The sequence below is a fragment of the Mycolicibacterium diernhoferi genome (assembly GCF_019456655.1).
Classification (GTDB): domain Bacteria; phylum Actinomycetota; class Actinomycetes; order Mycobacteriales; family Mycobacteriaceae; genus Mycobacterium; species Mycobacterium diernhoferi.
Window position 1 is genome coordinate 1,773,215 of sequence record NZ_CP080332.1, and the last position, 12,781, is coordinate 1,785,995.

The following is a 12,781-nucleotide window of genomic DNA, read 5'->3' on the forward strand; positions in this document are numbered from 1 at the left end:
TGATGACCTCGGTCGCGCACATCGGTGTCACGCCGAGGATCGAGTTGCATGGTGTCACAGTCGAATTCCCGGGTGTGCGTGCCCTCGACGGCGTCGACTTCCGGCTGCTGCCCGGAGAGATCCACGCGCTGATGGGAGAGAACGGGGCCGGGAAGTCGACCCTGATCAAGGCGCTCACCGGTGTCCACGACATCGCCTCGGGCAGCATCACCGTCGACGGGCAGCAGCGCCGGTTCGGCAGTCCGCGTCAGGCGCAGGAGGCCGGCATCAGCACGGTGTACCAGGAGGTCAATCTCTGCCCGAATCTGACGGTGGCCGAGAACATCCTGCTGGGGCGGGAGCCGCGCCGCTTCGGCCGGATCGACCACCGGTCGATGAACCGTCGCGCGCAGGAACTGCTCGGCGAACTGGACGTGCCACTCGATCCCCGGTCCACCCTGGGGAGGCATCCGATCGCGCTGCAGCAGATGGTCGCCATCGCGCGGGCGATGGCGATCTCGGCGCGGGTGCTGATCCTCGACGAGCCGACGTCCAGCCTGGACACCAACGAGGTCGCCGAGCTGTTCCGGGTCATGCGCCGGCTCCGCGACGCCGGGGTGGCGATCCTGTTCGTATCGCACTTCCTCGACCAGGTCTACGAGATCTCCGACCGGATGACGGTGCTGCGCAACGGGCGTCTGGTCGGTGAGTATCCCACCGCAGGTCTCGACCGGGTGACGTTGATCGCGGCCATGCTCGGCCACGAACTCGATCTGCTGGAGAGCCTGGAGGACGCGGTGGCCGACGGCCGCGGCGCCGCCGCCCGCGACGTCGTCGTCAGTGCGCGCCAACTCGGACGTGCCCCCGCCGTCCGCCCCGTCGACCTCGACATCCACCGCGGCGAAGTGATCGGTCTGGCCGGTCTGCTGGGCTCGGGCCGCACCGAACTGGCGCGGTTGCTCTTCGGCGCCGACCACGCCACCAGCGGACGCACCGCCGTCGACGGTAAGACCCGGGCGATCCGCTCACCGCGTGCCGCGATCGCCCAGCGCTTCGCCTTCTCCTCCGAGGATCGCAAGGCCGAGGGCATCATCGGCGAACTGTCGGTGCGCGACAACATGATCCTGGCCCTGCAGGCCCGCCGCGGGTTCGCCCGTCCCCTGTCGAAGAAGACCACCGAGCAGCTGGTGGCCCGCTACCTGGACGCCCTGGACATCCGGCCACGCGACCCCGCCGCGCTGGTCAAGAATCTCAGCGGCGGCAACCAGCAGAAGGTGCTGCTGGCGCGATGGCTGATCACCGAGCCCCGACTGTTCATCCTCGACGAGCCGACCCGTGGCATCGATGTCGGGGCCAAGGCGCAGATCCAGAAACTCGTCACCGACCTGTCCGCGGACGGCACGGCAGTGGTGTTCATCTCCGCCGAACTCGAGGAGGTGACGCGGATCAGCGACCGGATCCTGGTTCTGCGCGACGGCCGCTGCATCGACGAGGTCGGCGCGGGTTGCTCGGTCCAGGCGTTGACCGAACTGATCGCCGGGGTGGGGGCGTGATGAAGCGCCGACTGCTGGCCTCACCCCTGCTGTGGCCCACCGTCGCGCTGATCGTGCTGCTGCTGATCAACGTCGTCATCACCCCGAGTTTCCTGACCATCCGGGTACAGGACGGGCATCTCTTCGGCAGCCTGATCGACATCCTGCGCAACGGCGCCCCCACCATGCTGATCGCCCTCGGCATGACACTGGTGATCGCCTCCCGCGGCATCGACCTGTCGGTCGGTGCGGTGGTCGCGATCAGCGGGGCGCTCGGCTGCGCCCACATCGCCTCGTCCGCCGACCCCGCAAGTCCGGGCACGGTCATCACCGCCATGAGCATCGCGCTCGGTGTCGCCGTGGCCCTCGGGTTGTGGAACGGCGTGCTGGTCTCGGTTTTCGGCGTCCAGCCGATCATCGCCACCTTGGTACTCATGACGGCCGGTCGCGGGATCGCACTGCTGATCACCGACGGACAGATCGTCACGGTGACCAGTCCTGCATTCAAAGTGCTCGGGGCCGGCTACGCGTTCGGGCTCCCCGTGGCCGTCCTGGTGAGCCTGTCGGTGTTCGTGGTGGTCGGTCTGCTGACCCGGTACACCGCACTGGGCATGCTGCTGGAATCGGTGGGGATCAACCCCGAGGCCAGCAGGCTGGCCGGAGTCCGGTATCGCTCGATCGTGTTCGCGGTGTACGTGTTCAGTGCCCTGTGCGCCGGTATCGCCGGCCTGATGATCGCGTCCAACATCTCCGCCGCCGATGCCAACAACGCCGGGCTGTGGATCGAGATGGACGCCATCCTGGCCGTGGTGATCGGCGGAACATCGTTGCTGGGTGGTCGATTCAGCCTGACCGGAACAATACTGGGCGCGTTGATCATCCAGACGCTGACGACCACGGTCTACACCGCGGGCATCACCCCGGAGACCACGCTGGTGTTCAAGGCACTGGTCGTGGTCGCCGTGTGTCTGCTGCAGGCCCCGAAGTTCCGCGCGCTGCTGTCGAGGCGTCGGCCACCGGACGCGCTCTCCGCACCTGCGCCCGCCGCCGGCCCGGCTCCCGAGCAGGCACCCACCTCGGGGGCCCCGAACACGGCGATGGTGACCAAATGAACATGCAGACCACGGTCCGTCCATCCACCGTGGGTGCCGAGTTGGTGCGGCGGGCCCACGGCCGCTACCTGTCGCCGCTCGCGTCGCTGCTGCTGTTCGTCGCCATGTTCGTCGCCGTCGTCGGCAGTTATTCATTCGCCAGCCCGGCCCAGGTGTTCTTGAACCTGCTGGTGGACAACGCCCACCTGATCGTGCTGGCAGTCGGCATGACCTTTGTGATCCTCACCGGGGGAATCGATCTCAGCGTGGGTGCGGTCGTCGCGCTGTCCACCGTGCTGTTGGCCACCACGCTGCGGGCAGGCTGGCCGATGCCGGTGGCCGTCGGTGTGGTGCTGGCGGTCGGGCCTTCGCTGGGGCTGTTGATGGGCCTGATCATCGAGTACTTCGATGTTCAGCCGTTCATCGTGACACTGGCCGGGATGTTCCTGGCCCGCGGACTGTGCTATGTGCTCAGCGTCGACTCGCTGCCGATCAAGGATCCGGCGCTGCGCGCATTCGGACTCAACTACGTGTATCTGTACGAGGACAAGTTCATTCGCTGGACCGTCGTCCTCGCACTTGCCGCTGCCCTGGTCGGGGCCTACGTGTTGCATCAGACGCGATTCGGGCGCACCGTGTACGCCGTCGGCGGCAATCGGCAGTCCGCCCAGCTGATGGGGCTCGACGCCGCCGGAACGCGGGTGTCGGTGTACGCCATCAGCGGTCTGTGCGCGGCGCTGGCCGGACTCCTGCTGGCCGTGCAGAAACTGTCGGGCTACAGCCTCAACGGCGTGGGCCTGGAACTCGACGCCATCGCGGCAGCCGTGATCGGCGGGGTACTGCTTTCCGGCGGTGTCGGTTTCGTGCTCGGATCGGTGATCGGGGTACTGGTGCTCGGTACGATCCAGACGTTCGTCACGGCCGCGAACCTCGACTCATATTGGACGCGGATCATGACGGGGGCGCTGCTGCTGGTATTTGTTCTCGTACAACGCCTAGTGGTGAGGAAGACCGGATGAGCAGTCAGTCCAACCAGCCCACGACCGGGAAGCCCGTGATGGCCGACGTCGCACGTCTGGCCGGCGTCAGCCACCAGACGGTGTCCCGGGTGATCAACGGTTCTGCGAGCATCCGGCCGGAAACCAAAGCGCGTGTGGAGCAGGCGATCTCGGAACTCGGCTACCGGCCCAACACAGCGGCCCGGGCGCTGGTCACCAGACGCTCCGGCGTCATCGGCATCGTCGGCAGCAACAGCGCGCTGTACGGGCCGTCGAGCATCCAGCGCTCGGTGGAGGAGGCGGCCCGCGCCGCCGGCTACTTCTCCAGCATGGTGCCGCTGGCCGAGGTCACCCGCGAGGCGCTCGCCGACGCGCTCGACCACCTGGCCCGGCAATCGGTGGAGGCCATCGTGATGATCGCGGCCCAGGAGGACGCCTTGGCCGTCGCGCACGCGGCCGACTCCGGGGTGCCGATGATCGTCGTCGAGGGCGACCTGTCCGGGCGCGGGTTGAGCGTCGGCGTCGACCAGATCGACGGGGCGCGCCAGGCAACCCGACACCTGATCAGCCTGGGACACCGCGCGATCGATCATATTGCCGGTCCGAGGACGTGGACCGAGGCCAGGGGCCGCCGAATCGGATACGAGGAGGCGATGCGCGACGCGGGTCTGGAGGTCCGCGAGTCGCCGGTGGGGGATTGGACACCGGCCCGCGGATACGCCATCGGCTGCGAGTTGGCGCGGCGTTCGGATGCGACAGCGGTCTTCGTGGCGAACGACCAGATGGCGATCGGGGTACTGCATGCGTTCGCCCGCAACGGGTTACGGGTCCCCGAGGATGTCAGTGTGGTCGGGTTCGACGACCTCCCGGAGTCGGCCTATCTGAATCCGGCCCTGACCACCGTCAGGCAGGACTTCAAGGCGGTCGGACAGCGCGCGATCGAACTGGTGATCGCGACCCTGGAAGGAGCGACCCTCGACGTTTCGTTGCTGGCCCCCGAGTTGATCATCCGCGAGAGCACAAGCACACCGAAGGAGGCCCGATGAGTGCCGAGAAGTACACCGTCGGAGTAGATTTCGGCACCCTGTCCGGCCGTGCGCTGGTGGTGCGAGTCAGCGACGGAGAGCAGATCGCCGTCGCCGAGCACGCCTACCGGCACGGCGTCATCACCGACACGCTGCCCGGGGGCGGCCGTCGCCTCGCCCCACAATGGGCCCTGCAGATTCCCGAGGACTATCTCGACGTGCTCCGGCACGCCGTCCCCGAGGCCGTGGCGAACGCCGGGGTGGACGTGGGCGACATCATCGGGATCGGTACCGACTTCACCGCGTGCACCATGATTCCGGTCGACGGGGACGGGACCCCGCTGTACCAACTGGACGGATTCGCCGACCGGCCGCACGCGTACGGCAAGCTGTGGCGCCACCATTCCCCGCAGCCGCAAGCCGATCACATCAACGCCGTCGCCGCCCGACGCGCAGAGCAGTGGCTGCCGCGGTACGGCGGGCTGATCTCCAGTGAGTGGGAGTTCGCGAAGGGGCTGGAGATCTTCGATGAGGACCCGCACGTCTATCGGTCGATGGAACACTTCGTCGAGGCCGCCGACTGGATCGTCTGGCAGCTCTGCGGGAACTATGTCCGCAACGCCTGCAGCGCCGGCTACAAGGGCATCCGGCAGGACGGCCGGTACCCGTCTCGGGAATTCCTCGCCGAGTTGCGGCCCGGATTCCAGGATTTCGTCACCGAGAAGCTGGACGCCCCGATCGGCCGGCTGGGCGACCGGGCCGGGGGATTGACCGCACAGGCGGCCCGGTGGACCGGCCTGCCGCAGGGCATCCCGGTGGCGGTCGGCAACGTCGACGCACATGTGACCGTCGCGGCCGCCGATGCGCTGGAGGGCGGTCAGCTCGTCGCGATCATGGGGACCTCCACCTGCCACGTGATGAACGGAGAGGTGCTGCGCGAGGTGCCGGGCATGTGCGGTGTGGTCGACGGCGGGATATCCGAAGGCAGTTGGGGATACGAGGCCGGACAGTCCGGCGTCGGGGACATCTTCGGCTGGTTCGTCGAGAACTGCGTGCCCGAGAGCTACCACGTCGAGGCCCGCCGGCGCGGAATCTCCCTGCACGAGCACCTCACCGATCTGGCAGGCAGGCAGCGGGTCGGGGAGCACGGCCTGGTGGCGCTGGACTGGCACAGCGGAAACCGTTCGGTACTGGTCGATCACGAGCTGTCCGGCGTGATGATCGGCCAGACCCTGCACACCACCTGCGTGGACATGTACCGGGCGCTCCTGGAGGCCACCGCGTTCGGCACCCGGATGATCGTCGACACCTTCATCGGCTCCGGCGTCCCGGTCGAGGAGTTGGTCGTCGCCGGGGGCCTGCTGAAGAACAAACTCCTGATGCAGATCTACGCCGACGTGGTCGGGCTGCCGCTGTCCACGGTGCCGTCCGCACAGGCACCGGCGCTCGGCGCGGCGATCCATGCGGCGGTGGCCGCGGGTGCGTACCACGATGTGCGGACCGCCGCCGCCGCGATGGGCAGCCGGACCCGCAACGCCTACCTGCCGGTGCCGGAGAACGTCGAGGCCTATGACCGGCTCTACCGCGAATACGTCGCAGCCTACGAGTGGTTCGGCCGCGGCAACGACATGATGCGCCGGCTCCGGCGCATCGGCACCCCGGAACCCGTTGGAGCACTGCAATGACGATCACATCCGACATCGACCACGTCGTCGCCCAACTGCGCCGGCAGGTCTGCGAATTGCACTCGCTGCTCACCCGGTACGAGTTGGTGATCTGGACGGCCGGCAACGTCTCGGCCCGGGTCCCGGGCCGGGACCTGATGGTCATCAAACCCTCGGGCGCCGAGTACGCCTCGCTGCGGGACGAGGACATGGTGGTCTGCGACCTGCACGGGAATCTGGTCGACGGCGCACTGTCGCCGTCCTCGGATACCGCCGCGCATGCCTACGTGTATCGGCACATGCCCGAGGTGGGGGGAGTGGTGCACACGCACTCGACCTACGCCACCGCGTGGGCGGCCCGTGGTGAGCCGATCCCGTGCGTACTGACCATGATCGCCGACGAGTTCGGGGGAGAGATCCCGGTGGGTCCGTTCGCGCTGATCGGCGATGACTCCATCGGCCGCGGCATCGTCGAGGTGTTGCGGGACAGTCGATCCCCGGCGGTGCTGATGCGCAATCACGGGCCGTTCACCATCGGTCGTACCGCACGCGACGCCGTCAAGGCCGCGGTCATGGTCGAAGACGTGGCGCGCACCGTGCACATCAGCCGGCAACTCGGTGTCCCGCCGGCCCTCGACGCCGCCGATGTGAGCGCGTTGTTCGACCGCTACCAGAACGTATACGGCCAGACCGGCCGGCCCTCCGATGTACTCCAGGAGAACCGATGATCTCGTCCCGCCTCGTCACCAGCCAGGTCTGGCTGATCACCGGCAGTCAGTCGATGTACGGCCCCGACACCCTCGACCAGGTTGCCGACCAGTCCAGGCAGATCGCCGAAATACTGGATGCCAGTAGCGAGATCCCGGTGGAGGTGCGCTGGTTGCCCGTCGTCACCGACGCCGAGCAGATCGCGCGGGTCCTCAGTGCCGCGAACACCGCCGAGGGCTGTATCGGCGTCATCGCCTGGATGCACACCTTCTCCCCGGCGAAGATGTGGATCCGCGGGCTCAAGTCGCTGCGTAAGCCACTGCTGCACCTGCACACCCAGTTCGGCGTCGAACTGCCCTGGCAGAGCATCGACATGAACTTCATGAACCTCAACCAAGCTGCGCACGGCGACCGGGAATTCGGCTACATCCAGTCCCGGCTGTCCACCTCGCGCAAGACGATCGCCGGGCACGTCAGCGATCCACGGACGCGCCTGCGGATCGGGTCGTGGGCACGCGCCGCGCTGGGCACAGCCGAGTTGTCGACGCTCAGGGTGGCCCGCTTCGGTGACAACATGCGCGGCGTGGCGGTCACCGAAGGCGACAAAGTGGAGGCAGAGGCGCATTTCGGCGCATCGATCGACACCTACGGGGTGAACGACCTCGTGGAGGCGGTCGAACGGGTACGGCCCGTCGAGGTCGACAAACTGATCAGCGAGTACGAGCACACCTACCGGGTGGCTGGTGAACTGCTGCGTGGTGGTGACCGCCATCGGTCGCTGCGGCACGGCGCCCAGATCGAACTCGGTCTGCGAAACTTCCTGGCCGACGGTGGTTTCCATGCCTTCACCACCAACTTCGAAGACCTCGGCGGGTTACGGCAACTGCCGGGGTTGGCGGTACAGCGGTTGATGGTCGACGGCTACGGCTTCGGCGGCGAGGGTGACTGGAAGACCGCGATGATGCTGCGCACCGTGAAGGTGATGGCCGAAGGCCTGCCCGGCGGCACGTCGTTCATGGAGGACTACACCTACGATCTGACGCCCGGCCGCGAGCGGATCCTGGGTGCGCACATGCTGGAGGTGTGCCCGAGCATCGCCGCGGCCACCCCGACGCTGGAGGTGCACCCACTGTCGATCGGTGATCGCGAGGATCCCGTCCGGTTGCGGTTCACCGCCGCACCCGGCGACGCGGTGATCCTGGGCATCTGCGATATGGGCACCCGGTTCCGTCTGGTGGCCAACGAAGTTCGGGTCACCGAACCGGAGCAGGAGTTGCCCAATCTGCCGGTGGCGTGCGCGGTCTGGGAGCCCAAGCCGTGCTGGTCGACATCTGCCGAGTCGTGGCTGATGGCGGGCGCCCCGCACCACACCGTGCTGACGACCGCCGTCGGGACCGAGGTGATCGAGGATTTCGCCACGATGACCGACACCGAACTGCTCGTCATCGACGACACCACCACGGTGCGGGGCTTCGGGCACGAGCTGAAGTGGAACGACGTGTACCACCATGTTGCTGCCGGCCTCTGATCGAGAGTCGGGCTGATGCTGGCCGCGAGGCTGCACGCGGTCGGTGACCTGCGGGTGGCGACCGAAGCCGACCCCGGGGACGCACCGGCGGGGTGGTCGCTGCTGGCAGTGACTTCGGTCGGCATCTGCGGCTCCGATCTGCACTGGTTCACCGACGGCGGCATCGGGGAGAACCGGATCGAACGTCCCGTGGTGCCGGGGCACGAGTTCGCGGCGCGTGCGCTGACAGGTCCCCATGCGGGCCGACGGGTGGCCGTCGATCCGGCCATCCCCTGTGACATCTGCGAACTCTGCCGGATGGGCCACCACAATCTCTGTCCAACAGTGCAGTTCGCCGGACACGGCACGGTCGACGGGGCGTTGCAGGAGTACCTGGTGTGGCCGGATCACCTGTTGCATCCACTCCCGGACGAACTGAGCAACGATGCGGGGGCGCTCCTGGAACCGCTGGGGGTGGCCATCCACGCGGCCGACGTCGCCCACCTGCGGCCCGGGGCCGATGTGCTGATCGTGGGTGCCGGCCCGATCGGTGTCCTGGCGACCCAGGTGGCTCTTCGGCGTGGTGCATCCCGAGTGTTCGTGACCGAACCGCTGGCCCACCGGCGCGAAACCGCCCTGCGTCACGGTGCGGCGGCGGCGTGGTCGCCGCTGGGGGGAGCCGACGCTGTTCGCGATGCCACCGACGGACGCGGCGTCGACGTGGTGATCGAACTGGCCGGCACCGATGCGGCGATCGCCGCCGCGGTGGCTGCCGTTCGGCCGGGTGGTCGGGTGGCACTTGCCGGCATCCCCGCACACGATGCCTCGTCGTTCCCGGCCGCGGCGGCACGGCGAAAGGGCCTGACGTTCGCGATGGTGCGCCGGATGAAGGACACCTACCCGCGGGCGATCGCCATGGCCGCCGGCGGGCTGGACCTCGACGGGTTGGTCACCGCGCGCCATGGTCTGGGTGCGGTGGCGAACGCGTTCGACGCCGCCGCGCAGCGCCGCGGTGACAAGGTTGTGGTGGTGGTCACCGGCGGGTGATCCGGCGCTCGCGGTTCGGACGGTGCCCCCTGTCGCGGGCCTCCCTGCGAATGGACGCGGGCCGGTGTGGGCTGGCAGGATTCGACAGCCCCAACCGGCAATAGGGAAACGTGAGGCATGTCTTCGTCTTCGGTAAGTGACCGCGGCGCGTCGTCGTCTGCGGTATCGGGCTGCTCCCGGCGGGACCTGGTGCGGGTGCGCTTGGCCGTGATCGCGGTGTTCATGACCTTCGGGATCTCGATTGCCGCCTGGGCGGTGCACCTGCCCTCGCTGCAGCGTGCCACCGGAATCTCCACCGCCATGCTCGGTACCGTCATTCTGTTGCACGGGCTCGGCGCCTTGGTCGGCATGCAGGTCTCCGGGCCGCTGTCCGACCGGTGGGGCTCGGGAAGGCTCGCCCTGGGGACGGCCCCGTTGATGGCGGCATGCATGCCACTGCCGTTCCTCACCGACAGCGTGGGATGGGTGTTCTGCGGGGCGTTGGCGTTCGGCATCGCCACCGGCGGAGCCGAGGTCTCCATGAATGCTGCGGGGGTCGCCCTGGAGCGGGTGTACCAACGCCCGATCATGTCCTCCTTCCACGGCATGTTCTCGATCGGCAATGTGATCGGATCCGGCATCGCCGCAATAGGTTTCCTGGTCGAGGCGTCGACCGTGGTGATGACGGGGCTGATGGCCGCCGTGGGCATCACCTTGATGGTGGCGGCATCGACCTGGCTACGCCATCCGATGCTGGCCGAAGCTGCGGAGGCCCCCGACGCCCCCGAGGCCCCCGACGCCGCCGCGGTGTCGGGGCAACGGTCGCCGCGGAAGTCGGGCAAGAGCCGTGTGCTGCTGCTCGGCGCGCTGGCGTTCCTGTGCCTGCTGTGTGAAGGCTCGGCCATGGATTGGTCGAGTTTGCATGCTCAAGAGCATCTCGGTGCGTCCCCGGCACAGGGTGCGATGGCGTTCGCGGCGTTCGTCTCGTCGATGACAATCGGTCGGCTCGTCGTGGACCGGATCGCCCATCGCGTCGGTGCGGTGGCGGTGGTCCGCTACGGCAGCGTGCTCGTGGTCGCCGGCGCACTGCTGGTGGTGACGGCGACCATGCTGCCGTTCACCATGCTGGGGTGGGCCTTGTTCGGCCTCGGGTTGGCCGGTAGTGCCCCTCTGGTGTTCAGCGCCGCGGGCAATCTCGGGCCGGACTCGGGACGGGTATTGAGCCGCGTGGTCGGCATGGGGTACCTGGCCTTCCTGGCCGGACCGGCGCTGGTGGGGTGGATCGGCGAGGTCACGTCGCTGAACACCGCGCTGTTCATCCCCGTCGTGGCCGGGGCGGTGTGTGTCCTCGCGGCAGGCACCGTCCGCCGCGAGGATCACGTCGCACCGGCTCAACAGTCCGGCGCTACACCGCCTGTTCGGTAGGCAGGATGGTGATCTCGGTGAGGTTGACGTGCCGCGGCACCGCCGCGACGAAGCCGACCGTCTCGGCGACATCCGCCGCGGTGAGCACGTCGATCTCCCGGATCAGATCGGCCATCAGCCGGGTCGCGTCGGGATCGGTGACATGCGAGGGCAATTCGGTGTCGACCATGCCCGGCTCGATGGTGCTGACCCGCACCTTCTTTCGGCCCAGCTCCACCCGCAGCAGCCGGGTGAGCTGACTGATGTAGGCCTTGGTCCCGGAGTACACCGAGAATTTCTCCAACACCCGGGTCGCCGCGATCGACGAGGTGGTGATCAGGTCCGCCGGTTTCCCGTGCGCGGCCGACTCGATCAACTGCGGGACGAACGCCCCGATCACGTTCATGACCCCGGTGATGTTCAGGTCGATCTGTCGGTCCCACTGGTCGAACCGGGCGTCCTCGACCGGCGAGATGAGCTGAACCCCGGCATTGTTGAACACCAGGTCCGCGGGGCCGAATGTGTCGGCCACCTTCCCGGCGGCGGTGAGGACGGCTTCCCGGTCGGTGACATCGAGTGGCAGCGCCAGCGCGGCGCCCCCGGCTTCGGTGATCCGGGCGACCAACGCGTCGAGGCTGTCCGCGCGGCGGGCGGCCACGGCGACCGTGGCCCCGAGCGTGGCCAGCCTTTCGGCGGTGGCGGCGCCGATGCCGCTGGATGCTCCGGTGACGACGGCGACGCGTCCGGTCAGCGGGGCGGTGGTGAGGACGGTGGACATGTGTGTTTCCTTTCGCTTTCGCGGTTCTGGTTCCTCCTTCACACAACCGCGCCCGGCGCCGGTCGTGGGCCGTCAAACCGGCCCGGTGTATCGGGGGACACGTTGGGCCACCTTCGGGCCCCGGCTCGCGCCGGTGCCGGGGCAGACTGGTCTCCATGTCCGAGCGCAAACCGACGGAGCTGGCCGAGTTCCTCAGTGCCCGGCGGGCGCGTCTCACCCCGCAGGACGCGGGTCTGGAGGAGCCCGGTGGGCGTCGGCGCGTGCCCGGTCTGCGGCGTGAGGAGCTGGCCCGGCTGGCCGGGGTCAGCGTCGACTACTACACCCGGCTGGAACAGGGGCGCAGTCCCAGCGCCTCGGCCGAGGTGCTGGATGCGTTGGCGACCGTCCTGCAACTCAATGACGCCGAACGCCAGCACCTGCACCGACTGGCCAAACCGCCGACGGCTCAGCGGCGCAAACGATCCCGACCGCAATCGGTGGATCCGGCCACCCTGCGGCTGCTGGAACTGCTCGATCAGGTGTGGTCGCCGGCGTTCGTGCTCGGCCGTCGCCTCGACGTGCTGGCGCACAACCGGCTCGCCGGAGCGCTGATCACCGAATTCCGGGAGCTGCCGGCCAAACTGCGGAATCAGGCCCGCTTCGTGTTCTTCGATCCGCATGCCCGTGAGCTGTACGCGGACTGGGCCGAGGTGGCCGCCGATACGGTCGCCATGCTGCGGCTGGACGCCGGGCGTTATCCCGACGACGAGCGGCTGTCCGAGCTGATCGGCGAGTTGTCGATCCACTCCACCGAATTCCGCACCTGGTGGTCCAGACACAAGGTCGAACGACGCACCACCGGACGCAAGACCTACCACCATCCGCTGGTGGGGGAGCTCACGGTGAACTATCAGGCGCTCAACCCCGCCGGTGATCCGGATCAGATCCTGTTCGTCTACAGCACCGATGCCGGGTCGGACGATGAGACCGCGCTGCGACTGCTGGCGAATTGGCGGGATGCCGGCACAGGTCGCGCCGGCGCCGCACGCACGGCTCACTGACGGCACGGCAGCGTCACCGGCCGCATCCG

11 protein-coding genes are annotated in these 12,781 nt (G+C 68.3%); 10 read left to right on the forward strand and 1 reads right to left on the reverse strand.

Annotation, left to right across the window (positions count from 1 at the left end; translation table 11 throughout):
* The first annotated feature begins 2 nt into the window (after positions 1 to 2).
* From K0O62_RS08465 to K0O62_RS08505, 9 genes are all read left to right on the forward strand, one after another.
* Positions 3 to 1,532, forward strand: coding sequence for a sugar ABC transporter ATP-binding protein (locus K0O62_RS08465; RefSeq protein WP_073857836.1), 1,530 nt, complete (start codon positions 3 to 5; stop codon positions 1,530 to 1,532).
* Positions 1,532 to 2,623 carry an ABC transporter permease gene (locus K0O62_RS08470; protein WP_073857838.1) on the forward strand — a complete coding sequence of 364 codons (1,092 nt, stop codon included), beginning with the start codon at positions 1,532 to 1,534 and terminating at the stop codon, positions 2,621 to 2,623. The genes K0O62_RS08465 and K0O62_RS08470 overlap by 1 nt, the downstream gene beginning before the upstream one ends.
* Positions 2,620 to 3,621 (forward strand): ABC transporter permease subunit, encoded by a 1,002-nt coding sequence (locus tag K0O62_RS08475; protein WP_079244251.1) that lies wholly within the window; start codon positions 2,620 to 2,622, stop codon positions 3,619 to 3,621. The genes K0O62_RS08470 and K0O62_RS08475 overlap by 4 nt, the downstream gene beginning before the upstream one ends.
* A complete protein-coding gene (locus K0O62_RS08480) occupies positions 3,618 to 4,646 on the forward strand; it encodes a LacI family DNA-binding transcriptional regulator (protein WP_073857840.1) in 1,029 nt (342 codons plus the stop codon). Before K0O62_RS08475 ends, K0O62_RS08480 begins: the two co-directional genes overlap by 4 nt.
* The gene (gene araB / locus K0O62_RS08485; RefSeq protein WP_073857842.1) at positions 4,643 to 6,310 is read left to right on the forward strand and encodes a ribulokinase; all 1,668 of its coding nucleotides are present in this window, start codon (positions 4,643 to 4,645) and stop codon (positions 6,308 to 6,310) included. The genes K0O62_RS08480 and araB overlap by 4 nt, the downstream gene beginning before the upstream one ends.
* Positions 6,307 to 7,017, forward strand: coding sequence for an L-ribulose-5-phosphate 4-epimerase (locus K0O62_RS08490; protein WP_073857844.1), 711 nt, complete (start codon positions 6,307 to 6,309; stop codon positions 7,015 to 7,017). The genes araB and K0O62_RS08490 overlap by 4 nt, the downstream gene beginning before the upstream one ends.
* Positions 7,014 to 8,525 carry an L-arabinose isomerase gene (araA, locus tag K0O62_RS08495; protein ID WP_073857845.1) on the forward strand — a complete coding sequence of 504 codons (1,512 nt, stop codon included), beginning with the start codon at positions 7,014 to 7,016 and terminating at the stop codon, positions 8,523 to 8,525. Before K0O62_RS08490 ends, araA begins: the two co-directional genes overlap by 4 nt.
* Before the next feature lie 15 nt (positions 8,526 to 8,540).
* Positions 8,541 to 9,551 (forward strand): zinc-dependent alcohol dehydrogenase, encoded by a 1,011-nt coding sequence (locus K0O62_RS08500; protein ID WP_073857847.1) that lies wholly within the window; start codon positions 8,541 to 8,543, stop codon positions 9,549 to 9,551.
* Positions 9,552 to 9,668: 117 nt separating this feature from the next.
* Complete coding sequence (locus K0O62_RS08505) at positions 9,669 to 10,955, forward strand: MFS transporter (protein WP_079244249.1); 1,287 nt, start codon at positions 9,669 to 9,671, stop codon at positions 10,953 to 10,955.
* Here the strand turns inward: K0O62_RS08505 and K0O62_RS08510 are convergent.
* Positions 10,936 to 11,712, reverse strand: coding sequence for an SDR family oxidoreductase (locus K0O62_RS08510; protein ID WP_073857850.1), 777 nt, complete (start codon positions 11,710 to 11,712; stop codon positions 10,936 to 10,938). The two genes, K0O62_RS08505 and K0O62_RS08510, sit on opposite strands and share 20 nt — an antisense overlap.
* Positions 11,713 to 11,867: 155 nt before the next feature.
* On the opposite strand from K0O62_RS08510, the gene K0O62_RS08515 reads away from it, so the two are divergent.
* Complete coding sequence (locus K0O62_RS08515) at positions 11,868 to 12,752, forward strand: helix-turn-helix transcriptional regulator (protein WP_073857851.1); 885 nt, start codon at positions 11,868 to 11,870, stop codon at positions 12,750 to 12,752.
* Positions 12,753 to 12,781 lie beyond the last annotated feature (29 nt).